The 15984-nt window shown below is 43.9% G+C and carries 15 protein-coding genes and 6 tRNA genes; 10 read left to right on the top strand and 11 right to left on the bottom strand.

Features of this window, described 5'->3' with window-relative positions:
- The first annotated feature begins 163 nt into the window (after positions 1-163).
- From ACSJJG_RS12975 to ACSJJG_RS12940, 8 genes are read left to right on the top strand one after another with little or no spacing between them, the layout of a single operon-like run.
- Positions 164-898 carry a phage baseplate protein gene (locus ACSJJG_RS12975; protein WP_189760247.1) on the top strand — a complete coding sequence of 245 codons (735 nt, stop codon included), beginning with the start codon at positions 164-166 and terminating at the stop codon, positions 896-898.
- Entirely contained in the window at positions 898-1236 is a 339-nt protein-coding gene (locus ACSJJG_RS12970) for a phage baseplate plug family protein (protein ID WP_189760248.1), read from the top strand. Before ACSJJG_RS12975 ends, ACSJJG_RS12970 begins: the two co-directional genes overlap by 1 nt.
- Positions 1211-2062, top strand: a complete 852-nt coding sequence (locus ACSJJG_RS12965) for a phage protein (RefSeq protein ID WP_189760249.1) — start codon at positions 1211-1213, stop codon at positions 2060-2062. The genes ACSJJG_RS12970 and ACSJJG_RS12965 overlap by 26 nt, the downstream gene beginning before the upstream one ends.
- On the top strand, positions 2040-2705 hold the full coding sequence (locus tag ACSJJG_RS12960) for a Gp138 family membrane-puncturing spike protein (RefSeq protein ID WP_189760250.1): 666 nt from the start codon (positions 2040-2042) through the stop codon (positions 2703-2705). Before ACSJJG_RS12965 ends, ACSJJG_RS12960 begins: the two co-directional genes overlap by 23 nt.
- Positions 2702-3064 carry a contractile injection system sheath initiator gene (locus tag ACSJJG_RS12955; protein ID WP_189760251.1) on the top strand — a complete coding sequence of 121 codons (363 nt, stop codon included), beginning with the start codon at positions 2702-2704 and terminating at the stop codon, positions 3062-3064. Before ACSJJG_RS12960 ends, ACSJJG_RS12955 begins: the two co-directional genes overlap by 4 nt.
- Entirely contained in the window at positions 3048-4172 is a 1125-nt protein-coding gene (locus ACSJJG_RS12950) for a baseplate J/gp47 family protein (protein WP_189760252.1), read from the top strand. The genes ACSJJG_RS12955 and ACSJJG_RS12950 overlap by 17 nt, the downstream gene beginning before the upstream one ends.
- On the top strand, positions 4165-4824 hold the full coding sequence (locus tag ACSJJG_RS12945; RefSeq protein WP_189760253.1) for a DUF2612 domain-containing protein: 660 nt from the start codon (positions 4165-4167) through the stop codon (positions 4822-4824). Before ACSJJG_RS12950 ends, ACSJJG_RS12945 begins: the two co-directional genes overlap by 8 nt.
- Positions 4808-6277, top strand: coding sequence for a phage tail fiber protein (locus tag ACSJJG_RS12940; protein ID WP_282892751.1), 1470 nt, complete (start codon positions 4808-4810; stop codon positions 6275-6277). Before ACSJJG_RS12945 ends, ACSJJG_RS12940 begins: the two co-directional genes overlap by 17 nt.
- Positions 6278-6303: 26 nt before the next feature.
- On the opposite strand, the gene ACSJJG_RS12935 is transcribed toward ACSJJG_RS12940, so the two are convergent.
- From ACSJJG_RS12935 to nagB, 11 genes are all read right to left on the bottom strand, one after another.
- Positions 6304-6723 (bottom strand): tail fiber assembly protein, encoded by a 420-nt coding sequence (locus ACSJJG_RS12935; RefSeq protein ID WP_189760254.1) that lies wholly within the window; start codon positions 6721-6723, stop codon positions 6304-6306.
- Positions 6723-7184 (bottom strand): hypothetical protein, encoded by a 462-nt coding sequence (locus ACSJJG_RS12930; RefSeq protein ID WP_282892752.1) that lies wholly within the window; start codon positions 7182-7184, stop codon positions 6723-6725. Before ACSJJG_RS12930 ends, ACSJJG_RS12935 begins: the two co-directional genes overlap by 1 nt.
- Before the next feature lie 302 nt (positions 7185-7486).
- A tRNA-Gln gene (locus ACSJJG_RS12925) sits at positions 7487-7561 on the bottom strand.
- Positions 7562-7575: 14 nt separating this feature from the next.
- Positions 7576-7652, bottom strand: a tRNA-Met gene (locus ACSJJG_RS12920).
- 41 nt (positions 7653-7693) lie between these two features.
- A tRNA-Gln gene (locus ACSJJG_RS12915) sits at positions 7694-7768 on the bottom strand.
- Positions 7769-7851: 83 nt separating this feature from the next.
- A tRNA-Gln gene (locus ACSJJG_RS12910) sits at positions 7852-7926 on the bottom strand.
- A gap of 69 nt (positions 7927-7995) precedes the next feature.
- Positions 7996-8080, bottom strand: a tRNA-Leu gene (locus ACSJJG_RS12905).
- 6 nt (positions 8081-8086) lie between these two features.
- Positions 8087-8163 (bottom strand) — tRNA-Met (locus tag ACSJJG_RS12900).
- 155 nt (positions 8164-8318) lie between these two features.
- The gene (gene nagC, locus ACSJJG_RS12895; RefSeq protein WP_481089627.1) at positions 8319-9539 is read right to left on the bottom strand and encodes a DNA-binding transcriptional regulator NagC; all 1221 of its coding nucleotides are present in this window, start codon (positions 9537-9539) and stop codon (positions 8319-8321) included.
- 12 nt (positions 9540-9551) lie between these two features.
- Positions 9552-10709 carry an N-acetylglucosamine-6-phosphate deacetylase gene (nagA, locus tag ACSJJG_RS12890; protein WP_481089626.1) on the bottom strand — a complete coding sequence of 386 codons (1158 nt, stop codon included), beginning with the start codon at positions 10707-10709 and terminating at the stop codon, positions 9552-9554.
- A gap of 24 nt (positions 10710-10733) precedes the next feature.
- Complete coding sequence (gene nagB, locus ACSJJG_RS12885) at positions 10734-11540, bottom strand: glucosamine-6-phosphate deaminase (protein ID WP_481089625.1); 807 nt, start codon at positions 11538-11540, stop codon at positions 10734-10736.
- 371 nt (positions 11541-11911) lie between these two features.
- On the opposite strand from nagB, the gene nagE reads away from it, so the two are divergent.
- Both nagE and glnS read left to right on the top strand, forming a co-directional pair.
- Positions 11912-13942: an N-acetylglucosamine-specific PTS transporter subunit IIBC gene (gene nagE, locus ACSJJG_RS12880; protein WP_189758081.1), complete on the top strand. Its 2031-nt coding sequence runs from the start codon at positions 11912-11914 to the stop codon at positions 13940-13942.
- Between the two features lie 243 nt (positions 13943-14185).
- Positions 14186-15853, top strand: a complete 1668-nt coding sequence (gene glnS / locus ACSJJG_RS12875; RefSeq protein WP_481089624.1) for a glutamine--tRNA ligase — start codon at positions 14186-14188, stop codon at positions 15851-15853.
- Positions 15854-15984: the final 131 nt, after the last annotated feature.

Here is a 15984-nt window from a genome sequence, read left to right as displayed (position 1 = left end):
TACTGGTGGAACTGAGACGCCGCAGGGGATCATTAATGGGGTAGCAAGACGATATGGTTTTTACATTGAAAACCTGCTTTCACTGCCAATGAATGTATTCTAACACCAAGCCAAGAATGGCTTGCAAAGCTCCACTACGGAGCTTTTTTTATTGGAGCCTAGTATGGATTTACTCAGCGGTTTTAATACCACAACAGCCTCGGTAATAACACGCTCTATTGGAGAGTTTCAATTTGACTGTGTAGTCATTGAAAATCACAACTCAAATTTACGTATTACTGAGAACCCCATCGAATCTGGGGCGGCAATTGCTGACCATGCCATTCTGGAACCAAAAGAAATTACGCTAGTAGGGATAATGGTTGGTTATCAACCCCCTCAGCATTTCAGGGAGTTGATAGGATTGGATTTATCTACGATAGATCGGTTTCCTGTTCCTATCGAAATTAGAGCTATGACCAGACAAGCTGAGTCGATGGTAAATCGTTACATATCTACAGCGGAATCCATGATGGAGCAAGCGGATCGAGCTATAGCACCGTGGTTGCCTAAATATCAGGGACGAGCCAATGACAATTCACAGACACTGGATAGGATAGGTAAAACATATAACGACTTGCTTAACCTACAAAAGAAAGGTGAAACAATCACAGTTCAAACTGGCCTAAAACAGTATAAGAACATGATGTTAGTCAGTATTGGCGTTACCCAGATGAATGATGGTTCGGCTGAATTTAGTCTGACACTGCGTGAAATTTTCATTGTGGAGACACAAACCGCTCAAGGATTACACCCCAATCTGAAAAAGATTGCGAAGAAAAAGAAGAATATGGGTAAGACGCAGCCGAAGAAAGTAGATGAAAAATCCATGCTTGAGTGGCTCTTCGGGGGTGACTGATGATATACGAAATACCCGTTTCAATCGAAGAAACCCAAGAGCAGTCATTTACCTTGTTTGATATGAACCTGCGATTCACCCTGTATTTCAACCCCATTTCTAACGGCTGGCAATTTGATTTATTGGATACCAATACAGATCAATACATCGCCCAGCGATACGGCATTACGGTAAATAGCCCCGCATTATTCACTAAAAATCTGCCGTTCATCATATTAATGCATGACGGTTCTGGATTGGAGATTAATTCAGTCCAGCGTAATGAGCTGGGTGGGCGGCTAAAAATATATTTTGTCGATAAAGAGGCGTGGAATGAGGCAATTCGGACGACAACTTAAACTAAGTATCGGTAACACTAAAGAATCTATTGAAATCACCAATCTGAGAGTCGCCTTCGAAATATCTAAAACCATTGGTAGCGAACCAAATCCGGCCACAATCCGTGTCTATAACCTCAATCCCTCACACCGCAATTTAATTATCAGTCGAATTTATAACCGCGTCAGTTTGTCAGTCGGTTACGAGGAGCTACGTATCATCTATATGGGTGACATCATTGAGGCAATAACTCAACGGGACGGTTTGGATTTCATTATTCAGTTGACATGCGGTGACGGTTACGAGGCGTACACGGGCGCACCGGTCAATAAAACGCTGGCAGCAGGCGCTACCGATGCCAGTATTTTAGCTGAGGCCACTAAATCAATGAGGGTTGGTAATGGCGTGATTGATTTACCCAAAGATAGAGCATTGCCGCGTGGCAAAGTTCTGACAGGGAACGCCCGCGACATTATGCACAAAATCGCCCGTAACAATGGCGCTGACTGGTCAGTACAGGATGGGAATATGACTGTGTTACCCAAAAGCAAAATCGTAGCCGATAACGAGGGATTTGTGCTGTCTCAGGAAACTGGAATGATTGACGGGCCAGAAAAAACCGATGATGGTCTGTCGGTGAGCTGTCGGTTAAATCCCATTATGCGGATCGGCGGACTGGTTCGGGTTCAGTCAATTATTCCTGAGTATAACGGTGATTACAAAATCACTGCACTAGAACACTCCGGCGATTTCATGAGTGATGGCTGGACAACCAAAATCACCTGTATCGGTGGGAAATTTCAGAAGGTGGAGAAAAAGAGCGATGAAAAACCCAACACTGCTTGATGTTATGGATAGAAAAGCGGAAAACGAGCGCCTTGATATCCATACCGCCTTACCTGCCCGAGTTATCTCATTTAACGGTCACACCGCCACAATCGAACTAATGATTAACCAAATATTGCACAATGGCGAGGTACTAGAATTGCCACCGCTGGTGGATGTTGTTGTCCAGTTCCCGCGAGCAGGTGGATTCTGTTTCACTGTACCTGTGACATCCGGCGATGAGGGATTGGCGATATTCTCAGAACGCTGCATTGATGGTTGGTATTCAACGGGTAATAAATCTGTCCCACTGGATGCACGATTGCACGACTATTCCGATGCGTCATTTATCCCTGGCGTATGCAGTCAACCTAAAAAAATTCCCTCTTATTTCAGTGGTGGCGCCTCCATGCAGACCGATGACGGCTCAACATTTATTCGCATGACGCAGGGAAAGATCACTATTCTGGGTGACATTGAGCATCTCGGTAACAGCAAACAAACCGGAAACCATGAACAATCTGGAAATTGGAATCAGACCAAGGGTAACAGTGAATCAAGCGGCACAATCAAGGCGATGCGTGTAATTGGTGGTGGCGTCGATGTTGAAACGCACACGCATCCAGACTCACACGGCGGCAATACAGGGAGGCCAAACAAATGAGAGTGAGGCGATTAGATGATAATCACGATTGGATATTCGGTAATGGTCGCAATGATTACGCCACAAAATCAGAGGCAATAGCACAGTCAGTAAAAACTCGGTTGTTATCCCTGCACAATGACTGGTTTCTCGATCCCGATCATGGTGTGAGATGGTTCGATTATCTGCGTAAAAATCCTAACCTGATGGCGATGGAATCAGAATTAAAAATAACCGTCCTGAATACTGAGGGAGTAGCGGAAATTACGTATTTTGATATCAAAATCGATGCAGATAGTCGTAAATCATTGGTAGAGATTACCTATATCGATATCTACGGAAATAAAAACGAGGTCAGTAGCAATGCTCCAGATTACTGAAACAGGCATTATCATTGATCAGCTTTCCGACATTCACAAACGGCTAGAAACAGGTTTTAAACGCATCTACGGTGAGGATATTAATCTGGATGCCGACTCTCCTGATGGTCAGATGGTGGGGTTATTCTCTCAGGAATTAGCCAACATCAATCAGGTCATTACATTTATTGCACAGATGTTAGATCCCTACAACGCAACGGGCGCATGGCTGGAACAGCGGGCTATGTATGCTGGACTAGTTCGTCGTGGTGCTGAGTTCAGCTATCTGGATGATGTGGTGATGACGGGTGCTACTGGCGTTATTGTTCCTAAAGACACTGTGCTCACAGATAATAACCGCATCAAATGGATAGTTCTCAATGAGGCGAAGTTAGATAACAACGGCTCAGCTCGCGTCATTCTGCGCAGTCAGGAACTGGGCGCATTTAGTCTGCAAGCCCAGCAAGAGCTACAACTTGTTACAGTGATTGTTGGTATTGAAAAAATTATCACAACCAAAGAGGCTAAATCTGGCAGTGAAGAGGAAACAGATGGCAACTTCTTGAAACGGTTTATGCGTTCACACTCCATCAACAATCATGACGACAGACAGGGAATAGAGGCGGCACTGCTTGACCTGCCAGATGTAAAACAAGTGCGAGTTTATGAGAATTACACTAACCAGACAGACAAACAGGGTGTTCCTCCTCACTCTATGAATGCGGTCGTGATTGGAGGGCGTGACGAAGATATTGCGCTCACCATCCTGAAAAAGAAAGTGGGTGGATGTGGCCTAATGGGAGCTATCTCATATTCATGTGACTACTCAGGTGCGGTGAGAACGGTAAAATTCGACCGCGCTGAGATGGTTGATATCAAGGTAAGAGTTATCATTGACCGCATAAACGGATTTCAGGATATCGATACTGACGGTATTAAAAAATCACTGGCTACTACTGAATTTGCTATTGGTGAATCAGTATATGCTATGCGGTTAACATGTAACGTTAATTCTATTTCTGGTTTTTACATCAAATCAATCACAGTCAATCGCTCAGACATAGCCACTATAGGAGTTAGGCAATGCGCTCGCATTAAACCTGAAAATGTGGAGGTGTTGATTGAATAAAAAACCCGAAGATTTTCTGATCTGGCAATACAGAGGAAAGCCGAAGGCTCGACAAACCGTCGAGCTTTTATTTTCTGAGAGCAAAATAGTTTACCAGTCAGCCGTAAAATTAGCCGAAATATTGGATATCGATAAATCAGTTGGGTATGGATTAGATCTCATTGGTCGCCATGTAGGAATTGGTAGGACAATGAAATCATTTGTACCAAAAGATTATTTTGGTTGGCTGGGTATTGCTGGCGCGTTAGGATTTAATAATGGGCTATTTTATCGCTATGGTGACTCATTACAGAAATCCGTCAGATTGGATGATTCGGATTATCGTTTTTTTATCCGAGCAAAAATTATCAAAAATTTCCAGCGACCGACCATTGAAGGAATTACACATTCACTACAACACTTATTAGGGGAATATTCATTTGTCATCGATAACTATGACATGACAATGAATGTTGTTGTTCCTGCTAATTACCTGACTCCATTTCGATTACACGCCATTTTAAAACTCGACATCCTGAGTCGGCCTATTGGTGTGCGCTACCAATTTGTTGTTATTAACAGTGACCGCCCCTTCGGTTGGGAAAATGATAGCCATGCTTTCGGTTTTGGCGACGGTCAATTTACGAGGATTATCAATGTCAATCATCAATAAACCCGATTACAAAATATTTGCCAATGATGCAAAAACAGGGGAAATAGAAACATTTCCTGACGTTCTACGTGGCTGGGGGGTCACCATTGATCGCACGGCAGGAAAACCACCGATGGAATGGTTTAATGCCATCAGCAAACGCACCGATCAATGGCTGATGTATTTATCCCAACGCGGAATTTCTGAGTGGGATGCATCTGTAGATTATCCACAATATGCTGTAGTGCAACACGCAGGACAATTCTATACAGCTAAACGACAAACTAGAGGTCAACAACCGGATAAGTCGCAAAATGAGTGGATGCTGTTTGTAGATGCAATTGGTATTGCAAAATCCACAACCGACGCCCTAAACAACCGGCTCGAAAAATCCCGGAACGGCGCAGACATTCCGAACCCAGCGGAGTTTGTAAAAAACCTCGGTTTATCGGATGCGGTGCGTACTAGCCGAAAAATCAATAACAAACCGCTCACAGGTGATGTTACGTTGAATGCTGGTGATGTGGGAGCGCTGGCGCAGGGTGATTATGGCGTGGGGGCAGCTGCAGGTCGGAATTTTACTGACGCAAATGCATTAAATGAGTCTGGATGGTACGCAGGTGCAGGTGAATTCGGTAAAAATTTCTGGAACGCGTATGCCCCGATTATGGTGATGACGCGCGGGGGTGGGGACGATTCCACGGGTATGATTGCTCAAATTCAGGTGGATCATACGGGGCTGGCGTGTCGTTACCGTGTGAAAAAAAAGTGGGGAAACTGGCGAAAATTAGTGTCCAGTGATGAATACGTATCCGGGTTTGACCAAATTCGAACGACGGGTTTTTTCTATTGTAATAATGGTGCGCCGATATCATGGAGTAATAATCACACACAGGTAGCAGCCGCCCTATATGGGGATGATGATCACGTTATCATTATTGGTGGGGAGTTGGGCGGAATTCCGCTATATTACCGCCGAAAACGGTGGGGAAAATGGGATGATAAAATCGAGTTTATCACAACGAAAAATATTACCGTTGTTGATGGTTACCTAAAATCAGCCTCCCCCATCATCAAAATTACAGACACTGGCGCATTCGAAACTAACGATGAGTCCGAAGGCGCAATCGTTGAACGTTTATCAGAGGGCGTTTACCTCATCAAAAACGTGCTGGGATTCAATGCCGATGCCGCATGGGGCGGGGTTGATGGCGGTGTCGAAATACCCCTGTGCAAAAATAAATTGCCGTTAATTTGGGTTAACTACACGGTATTACCGGACGGTTCTATCAAAATCATGACCTACCACCGTGAGCATTCAGACGCTCCTGTATTTGCCAGAAATGTACGCGAGGGTTATGCTGACGGCGACCCGATTGATATTCCTGTTGGTCGATATATTTCTGTTCGGGTACAAATGCCAGAAAATTCTATTTGGAATCAGCAACAACGAAAATTAGCTGAGTCAAAATAGTGTTTAGGGGCACGCAGCCCCTATACTCATTTCGGCTGTTCCGGCCATTGGATATCGGGGGCGGTAGTGCAATTCACCCGATTGAGCAGCACCCGATACTTGCGCCATTCGGTCAATGCGGATTTTTCGGCATCGGTTGCCATGTCTAAATCGACAGCGTCCTGCAACGGGGCTATGGCAATATCTGCCTGTTGTCTCAATGAGGATTTTTGGGACTCAGCCCGTTGTTGCAACTGCTCGGGTGTAGGAGGTGGAACATCCTCCCATGTGGGTAAACCGTCAGGGCCAACTACACGTATTTTTCGCGGAGGTGGATTCGTAAACGTTTTAAAAACCGGCTCAGAAACAGGAATAACATCTGATATATCCCAGCCGGCCCGCGCGTAATGTCCTAAATCGAATTCGTAAAAAAATGCGTTGTTTTTAGCGCTCCATAGTATTTTCATCAGTATTCCCCCACGGCTATGTACATGAATTTCAATTTAGAGATGACGCCAGCATCTTGGGACATAACGCCCGCGCGTAACGTAAATCCTCGTGGATTCATGGATTCGCAGGTGTGAAAAATTGGACCAATACCGACACCAATTGTAAATGCCCCCGTCACACAACTACACGAACGTGGGAACGGCACAGGAAATTCTACCCATTCCGCCGATGCGCTGCCTCCGTCATGGGAATGCGGAACTGACGCCGTAAAATCACCGACAACGACCATATGTCCGGTTGGTAATTGGAATGAATTTGACGAGGCAGCAAAAAACGACATATCGGGGATCTGATTTGGCCCGTTCCCGATGGTTCGATAGCCCAGTTCTGTTAAACCGAGGTTTAATGAAATACGCAATAGGCCGATTCGTACATCAAAAACGGGTGACTGGCTGCTGAACGCGTTGAAATCCAACAAATTGTTAGTTCAATAAATGTGCAAAATGTGAGTTTGAAATGATATGGGGATAGTTGGGGGAAATTTGGTCGGTTATTGGGGGAGGAATTTGAGGCGGGGGGAGGTAGATCTATAATTTCAATTGTATAAAATTACAAACCCAAATTTATTAGATTATCTAATTGGTGAGAGGGCGGGAAAGTTTATTTTTATGAGATAAATGCAAAAAAAACCACCTTTAATAGTGGCTTGTATATCAAAGAATATTCTATCTGTATATTCTTTTTCAATATGTCATTTTAGTTATAACACATTGATAAATCTGGCTGGGGTACCAGGATTCGAACCTGGGAATGCCGGAATCAGAATCCGGTGCCTTACCGCTTGGCGATACCCCAACTGAATTTTAAAATGGTGGCTACGACGGGAATCGAACCTGTGACCCCAGCATTATGAGTGCTGTGCTCTAACCAGCTGAGCTACGTAGCCATTTACGATAAACGTAAGATTTTTGATAAATCTCAGTAAGATGGCTGGGGTACCTGGATTCGAACCAGGGCATGCCAGGATCAAAACCTGGTGCCTTACCGCTTGGCGATACCCCACCTGAGTGTTATCAATGCAGCCTTTGTTATTCCCAGAATGCGCAGTTAACCTTATATCGTTTTAACTTATTGTTCCAGTTAAATGGCTGGGGTACCTGGATTCGAACCAGGGCATGCCAGGATCAAAACCTGGTGCCTTACCGCTTGGCGATACCCCACCTGAAACAATACACTAAAACTTAAAACTGCTACTAAAACACATTCTAAGTACAACCCGATAAAGAAAATGGTGCGGGAGGCGAGACTTGAACTCGCACACCTTGCGGCGCCAGAACCTAAATCTGGTGCGTCTACCAATTTCGCCACTCCCGCAAAAGATGGTGGCTACGACGGGAATCGAACCTGTGACCCCAGCATTATGAGTGCTGTGCTCTAACCAGCTGAGCTACGTAGCCATCTTTTTTCGCTTTGCCTTCATCGGCGGTGCGGGGCGAATTATGCGTATATCAGACAGATGCGTCAACTGCTTTTTTAAAGAAATATGCGCAAAATCGTTTGTTTGTTTGTCTTATAAGCGTTTTGTCGACAAAGTCGGCTAAAACGGTTGAAATTATCCGCCAAGGAGCTGTTGCAACAGTACACCATTAAGCATTGCACGTTTCGTTAGTGCGAATGCACCAATTGCTGAACAGTGATTCAGCTCAGAAATCACCACAGGAAGGTCTTCGCGGAATGCTTTTAATACCTGGGTATTGATACTGCTTTTGATAGTCGGGAGTAATACCTGTTTTGCTTGCGTGATTTCTCCGGCAATTACCACCTTCTGGGGGTTAAAGAGGTTAATCGCGATTGAGATAGCCTTGCCAAGATAAAGCCCTACTTGCTTGATGACTTCGGTTGCCAGAGGATCACCCGCATTGGCTGCAAGACAAATTGCATGGATATTGCAATTCAAGGCAAGCTGGCTTGGGAACCCTTGGCGTAATTGTTGCTGTACTTTAGCTTCGATTGCTGAATTGGAAGCGATAGTTTCCAGACAACCAAAATTACCGCAATGGCAGCGTTCACCGAGAGGATCGATTTGGATATGGCCTATTTCACCCAGATTGCCGCGTTTGTTGAGCAAAATATTGTTGTTAACAATGACACCAGCCCCTGTACCGCGATGGATGCGTACCAGAATGGAATCTTCACAATCGCGTGTTGCACCGAAATAATTTTCTGCCAATGCAAGGCAGCGGATATCATGCCCAATAAAGCAGGGGGTATTGAAATGTTCTTGGAGATTCTTAACCAGAGGCCAGTTATCTACCTTAATGTGTGGCATATAGCGGATGATACCTTGTTCAGGATCAACCAGGCCGGGAAGAATAATCGAAATGGCGATCAATTCACGGATCCGGCGCTGGTTTTTGTCGATGAAACTTTCAATGGCGTAAATAATGCGTCTCTCGACTGCTTGCTGACTATTTTCCTGCACAGGATAATGTGTTTCTACTAACGTTTTGCCGCTCATATCAAATAGCGCCACCGTTGCATCATGGCGCCCAAGCCGAACTCCGATAGTATGGAAATGGCGTGTCTCAGTGATAATGGAGATTGCGCGTCTTCCGCCGGTGGAAGCCTGATGTTCGACTTCTTTTATCAGGCCGCGCTCCAACAACTGACGAGTAATTTTAGTTACGCTGGCAGGAGCAAGTTGGCTCTCTTCTGCAATTTGGATGCGTGATATTGGTCCATGCTGATCAATCAGCCGATAGACCACAGCACTATTTAGCTGTTTGACGAGATCGATATTACCAATTTGCTTCTGTGCGTTTTCATTACTCATCAGTCTTTATACTCACGGTAGTTTGATTTTGTTTCCGTTAACAATGGTTTTGCAGATTTTGAAATCGTGAGTAAATGCGGTCAGGTTCGCTACCTTGCCGGATTCAATCGTACCGAGGTGTTTATCAATACCGATTGCGCGGGCTGGGTAAAGCGTCACCATTCGCAACGTTTCATCCAAAGCAATACCAACATGCTCCACACTATTTTTGACACAATCAATCATTGTGATTGATGAGCCGCTCAGTGTTCCATTTTCATCAACACATAAGCCATTTCGATAATATATTGTTTTATTAGCAAAGGTAAATTGTTCTATGGCATCGGGAGCAAGCCCGGCAGGAAGAATGGCATCCGTTACCAGGATAAGCTTTTCATTTTTTAATCTCTTGGAATTGCGGACATTTGGCCATGATACATGCATTCCATCACAGATTATGCCGGCATAGACTTCTGGGGAATCATAAATGGCACTCACCAGCCCAGGCTGGCGGCCAGAAATCGCAGGCATGGCATTATATAAATGGGTAGAGAAAGTAATGCCATGCTGGAAGCCATAACGAGCTTCTTCATAAGTCGCATTAGAATGACCAGCAGAAACAGTAATACCCGCTTCGGCCAATTGCTGAATATATTGGCTTTCTACCATTTCAGGAGCAAGGGTGATCTTGGTAATTACATCAGCATTCTGGCATAGGTAATTAACCATTTCAGGGGTGGGCTTGCGGATATAAGCGGTATTATGCGTTCCTTTTTTTATTGGATTGATATAAGGTCCTTCCAGATGCAACCCTAATGCCTGATTAGGGTTTTTTTGCAGATAGGTGCGCATCACTTCAATGGCTTTTATCATTAATTCATCGGGGCTGGTAATGAGGGTAGGCAAGAAACTGGTACAACCGTAGCGCTGGTTGGTTTTTTGCATAGTATGCAGAGTCTCTTCTGAAATATCTTCCAACCGTTCATTAAACTGGACTCCACCACAACCGTTCACTTGTAGATCAATAAATCCTGGTGCGAGATTTGCGCCATATAAATCGTGTCTTTCAATCTCTTCTGGCAGCTCGTTTAGCGGACAGACTTGTTTAATCAAACCATCTGCAATAATGACTGCATGGTTATCGAGTCTGTCATATCCGGTATAAATAATGCCATTGGTTAATGCATACATTGATATCTTAACTCCTAGATCAGTTTAGCTGGCGAATTCATTAACGATATCGGCCTCTAACTGGTGAAAATACTTCATTGTCTTTACTTTCAGTTCCATAGTGGCGGGTTCATCACAGACAATCAGTGATTTTGGATGCATCTGGAGGCAACTGATTGTCCACATATGGTTGATATTCCCTTCTACTGCGGCTTGCAGGGCTTGCGCTTTATTCATTCCGGTTGCCAAAATCATAATTTCTTCAGCATCCATTAAAGTACCCACACCAACGGTTAATGCATATTTGGGAACTTGCGCTATTTCATTATTGAAAAAACGGGAATTGGCAGTCCGCGTCTCAATAGTCAGTGTCTTAATTCGTGTACGTGAAGAAAGAGAAGATGCTGGTTCATTAAAGGCAATATGCCCATCATTACCGACACCACCCATAAATAAATGTATTTTGCCATAGGATTTGATCTTATTTTCGTAACGTTGGCACTCAACATCAATATCTTCCGCATTTCCGTTTAACAAATTGATGTTCTCTCTTGAAATATCAATGTGATTAAAGAAATTTTGGTACATGAATGAATGGTAGCTTTGAGGATGATCTTCCGGCAGACCAACGTATTCATCCATATTAAATGTCACAACATGCTTGAAGCTCACTTTTCCGGCTTGATACAGGGAAATAAGTTCCTTGTAAGTTGCCAGTGGTGTGCTGCCTGTGGGAAGCCCAAGCACGAAAGGGCATTCAGCCGTGGGATTGAACTCATTTATCCTACTTACAATATAGTGAGCAGACCATCGGCCAACATCACTTGCCGTAGTTAGGGGGATCAGCCTCATGATTACCTCTTAAAAAATATTCAATAAGTTAATGAAGATTTATGTACGATATACATGATATTTAAGATATCAAAGTGGTGCGTGATAGCAATGTGACAAGACGACACATAGCCCTTGTTCTAAGTGGGGTTTTGTCGCATCCAATGTAATATACATATTTTTCATAATAAAATAAGTTTTGCGTGATAGCTAGATTTTTGATTAAAAATTTATCAAATCAAGTGACTTTAATCACATATTAGACGGATTTAATTTGCGATGAAAAATATTTTTTTTAGACTAAAAACGTTTTAACAATAAATACATAAGTGATGACATAACGTCATTAATTAACTAAAAGACTCCATTAGCAGAGCTTTAAGGAGGCATAAGTGAATATTCTGAGCTACTTACAACGGATTGGCCGGGCATTAATGGTGCCGGTGGCAACATTGCCCGCAGCGGCAATATTGGTTGGTGTAGGTTATTGGATTGATCCAACGGGATGGGGGGCTGATAATGAGTTGGCGGCACTGTTTATCACGTCAGGTACTGCCATTCTCAACAATATGGGAATGTTGTTTGCGATTGGGATAGCCTATGGAATGTCGAAAGATAAAGATGGCGCTGCTGCATTATCAGGGCTTATCGGATTTATTGTTGTCATGCAACTCTGTTCTCCGGCCGCGGTGGCAATGATTCAGGGGATTCCGATTGAGGAAGTCCCAAAAGCATTTGGTAAGATTAATAACCAATTTATTGGGATCTTGGTGGGAGTCTTTTCTGCTGAGTTGTATAATCGTTACAGTAATGTGGAGCTACCACAAGCACTGTCTTTCTTTAGTGGCCGTCGTTTAGTCCCTATCTTGAACTCTTTCCTGATGATTGTTGTGTCTTTCATCTTGATGTTTATTTGGCCAGTAGTTTATGGCTGGCTGGTAGCATTTGGTGAAAGCATCACCAATCTGGGTTCTGTTGGGGCGGGTTTGTATGCCTTCTTCAATCGTCTGTTGATATTGATTGGTTTGCACCATGCTCTGAACTCCGTATTTTGGTTTGATGTCGCTGGTATCAATGATATTCCTAACTTTCTTGGTGGACAGAAATCCATTGAAGCAGGCACTGCTGTCATGGGGATCACTGGTCGTTATCAGGCGGGTTTCTTCCCGATAATGATGTTCGGTTTGCCAGGGGCAGCATTGGCGATTTACCACTGTGCCCGTCCGGAAAATAGAGCCAAGGTTGCTGGTATTATGATGGCAGGGGCATTTGCGTCTTTCTTTGCAGGCGTAACTGAGCCACTTGAATTTTCGTTCATGTTTGTTGCACCAGTACTTTATGTGTTACATGCCGTCATGACTGGGATTTCGGTTTACATCGCGGCTACCATGCATTGGATTGCCGGTTTTGGCTTTAGTGCTGGGCTTGTCGATATGTTACTTTCCTCCCGTAATCCGCTGGCTGTTCACTGGTACATGTTGATCCCGCAGGGTTTGGTATTCTTCTGCCTTTACTATGTTGTCTTCCGTTTCACCATCAAAAAATTCAATTTGATGACCCCAGGACGTGAGTTATCGGCCACGGATGAAACTGATGGTTATGATATCGATATGGCGAAAAAAGAGAGTCATTCAGCGGGGAGTATTCATGAAATAGCTCATCAATACATTGCTGCTGTTGGCGGTTCAGGCAACTTGACGAGTGTTGACTCTTGTATTACTCGCTTACGTTTATCAGTGAACGATTCTAGCCTGGTCAATGAACAATGGGTAAAACATCTTGGTGCAACAGGTGTTATCCGCCTGAATAAGCAGAGTGTCCAGATTATTATTGGTACACGTGCAGAATTGATATCCAGTATGATGAAAGAAATCCTGAAAAAAGGTTATGTTGCAGCGGCAAAAGTCACTCTCAAGTCTGAGACCGATGTTTTGGTGGAAAAAGAGGACAAGCAAGCAGGTAAACCTATTTTGACTTTAATTGCTCCTGTCACAGGTGAATTGGTCAAATTGGAAGATGTTCCTGATGAAGCCTTTTCCAGCAAATTAGTCGGTGATGGGATTGCCATAAGACCCACATCGGATACTGTTTTTGCTCCTGTTGCGGGTAAGGTCGTGAAGATATTTGATACCAACCATGCGGTATGTATTGAAACGGATAGCGGTATTGAGATCATTATTCATATCGGCATAGATACAGTCTCACTGAATGGCACAGGATTTGAACGTTTGGTGGAAGAAGGGGAACAAGTGAAAATAGGGCATCCTCTATTGAAGTTAGATCTTGATTACTTAAATGCACATGCCAAATCGATGGTCAGTCCTGTGATTATCAGCAATATTGATGATTATGCGGGCGTGAAAATTCTGACTAAAGGAAATGTAATCGCTAATAAGTCAGACTTATTTCAAGTAATGCAATAAGTGAATGTACATAATATTTTATGTCATAAAGCGTTAACAAACTGAGTTGAGACATAAATAAACAATTTCCCGGGAACATAGCTAAATATGTTTCTGGGAGTCGTCATCTGGGGGGATCCCCTCTTTTCCGCCCTAACTTTACCCATTCCGCCGTTTCCCACTAACAAAGTGTTGTTTCTCGGTTCAGCTTATTAGATTATAGAGGGTTATGTTAAAACGCTTTTTGCATTGAGGAAAAAAACGATGAGTGAGGCAGATGCCCGCCCGACAAACTTTATTCGTCAGATTATTGACGAAGATCTGGCAACAGGTAAATATACATCCGTACATACCCGTTTCCCACCTGAACCCAACGGTTATCTGCATATCGGTCATGCTAAATCGATCTGCCTGAATTTCGGCATCGCTCAAGACTATCAGGGACAATGCAACCTACGTTTTGACGATACAAATCCCGTTAAGGAAGATATTGAGTACGTTGAATCGATTAAAGCTGACGTTCAGTGGTTGGGATTCCAGTGGAGTGGGGATATTTGCTACTCGTCTGACTATTTCGATATTCTGTATCAATACGCCATTGAATTAATTAATAAAGGTCTGGCGTATGTAGATGAACTGAGTCCTGAAGAGATCCGCGAATATCGCGGTACTTTAAAAGAGCCGGGTAAAAACAGTCCGTATCGTGATCGCAGCGTAGAAGAAAACCTGGCCCTGTTTGAAAAAATGCGTGCCGGTGAATTTGCTGAAGGCAAAGCGTGTCTGCGTGCCAAAATTGATATGGCATCCCCGTTCATTGTCATGCGTGATCCGGTCATCTACCGTATTAAATTCGCAGAGCATCACCAGTCAGGCAATAAATGGTGCATCTATCCGATGTACGATTTTACACACTGCATTTCCGATGCGCTGGAAGGGATCACCCATTCCATCTGTACGTTGGAATTTCAGGATAACCGCCGTTTATACGATTGGGTATTGGATAACATTACGATTGGTTGCCATCCACGTCAGTACGAGTTTTCTCGTCTGAATCTGGAATATACGGTGATGTCCAAGCGTAAGCTTAACCAGTTGGTGACAGAAAAAATCGTTGATGGTTGGAATGATCCACGTATGCCAACTATCTCTGGATTACGTCGTCGTGGTTATACTGCGGCTTCTATCCGTGAGTTCTGCCGCCGTATTGGTGTGACTAAGCAGGATAACAACGTTGAAATGGCAGCATTAGAATCCTGTATCCGTGACGACCTGAACGAACATGCACCGCGTGCGATGGCGGTGCTTGATCCGGTGAAACTGGTGATTGAGAACATGCCGGAAGGTGAAGTTATTCTGACGATGCTTAACCATCCGAATAAACCAGAAATGGGTAGCCGTGAAGTACCGTTTAGTCGCGAGCTGTACATCGACCGTGCAGATTTCCGCGAAGAAGCAAATCGTCAATATAAGCGCTTGGTTCTGGGTAAAGAAGTACGCCTGCGCAATGCGTATGTGATTAAAGCAGAACGGGTTGAGAAAGATGCAGAAGGCAATATCACCACAATTTATTGCCAGTATGACGAGCAAACCCTGAATAAAGATCCAGCCGATGGTCGCAAAGTTAAGGGCGTCATTCACTGGGTAAGCGCTGCACACGGCGTACCAGCGGAATTCTATCTGTATGACCGTCTGTTCAGCGTGGCGAACCCAGGGGCAGAAGATGATTTCTTGTCTACGATCAATTCAGGATCTCTGGTGATCCGTAAGGGATTTGCAGAACCAGGGTTGAGAAATGCATTGCCGGAAAAAACCTATCAGTTTGAGCGTGAAGGTTATTTCTGTGCTGATAGCTGCCTCTCAAGTGCTGAGCATCTGGTCTTTAACCGTACGGTTGGCCTGCGTGATACTTGGGCAAAAATCTCACAAGAGTAATAATCTCACCAAGATAATATGACCCCGTACACAAAAAAGCGTGAAAATAATCACGCTTTTTTGTGCTTGATAGCCGCGTAATGAAAATTAACTCCTTCAGCTAAGATTAAAAATTGCCTTATAGTCACATA

The organism is Xenorhabdus sp. SGI 60, from assembly GCF_056632175.1.
This window is presented reverse-complemented; position numbering and strand designations above follow the sequence as displayed.

What these genes read in the sequence shown, in the direction of transcription:
- ACSJJG_RS12975 (WP_189760247.1), top strand. Translation starts at nt 164, where the DNA reads ATGGATTTACTCAGCGGTTTTAATACCACAACAGCCTCGGTAATAACA.
- ACSJJG_RS12970 (WP_189760248.1), top strand. Translation starts at nt 898, where the DNA reads ATGATATACGAAATACCCGTTTCAATCGAAGAAACCCAAGAGCAGTCA.
- ACSJJG_RS12965 (WP_189760249.1), top strand. Translation starts at nt 1,211, where the DNA reads ATGAGGCAATTCGGACGACAACTTAAACTAAGTATCGGTAACACTAAA.
- ACSJJG_RS12960 (WP_189760250.1), top strand. Translation starts at nt 2,040, where the DNA reads ATGAAAAACCCAACACTGCTTGATGTTATGGATAGAAAAGCGGAAAAC.
- ACSJJG_RS12955 (WP_189760251.1), top strand. Translation starts at nt 2,702, where the DNA reads ATGAGAGTGAGGCGATTAGATGATAATCACGATTGGATATTCGGTAAT.
- ACSJJG_RS12950 (WP_189760252.1), top strand. Translation starts at nt 3,048, where the DNA reads ATGCTCCAGATTACTGAAACAGGCATTATCATTGATCAGCTTTCCGAC.
- ACSJJG_RS12940 (WP_282892751.1), top strand. Translation starts at nt 4,808, where the DNA reads ATGTCAATCATCAATAAACCCGATTACAAAATATTTGCCAATGATGCA.
- ACSJJG_RS12935 (WP_189760254.1), bottom strand. Translation starts at nt 6,723, where the DNA reads ATGAAAATACTATGGAGCGCTAAAAACAACGCATTTTTTTACGAATTC.
- nagC (WP_481089627.1), bottom strand. Translation starts at nt 9,539, where the DNA reads ATGAGTAATGAAAACGCACAGAAGCAAATTGGTAATATCGATCTCGTC.
- nagA (WP_481089626.1), bottom strand. Translation starts at nt 10,709, where the DNA reads ATGTATGCATTAACCAATGGCATTATTTATACCGGATATGACAGACTC.
- nagB (WP_481089625.1), bottom strand. Translation starts at nt 11,540, where the DNA reads ATGAGGCTGATCCCCCTAACTACGGCAAGTGATGTTGGCCGATGGTCT.
- glnS (WP_481089624.1), top strand. Translation starts at nt 14,186, where the DNA reads ATGAGTGAGGCAGATGCCCGCCCGACAAACTTTATTCGTCAGATTATT.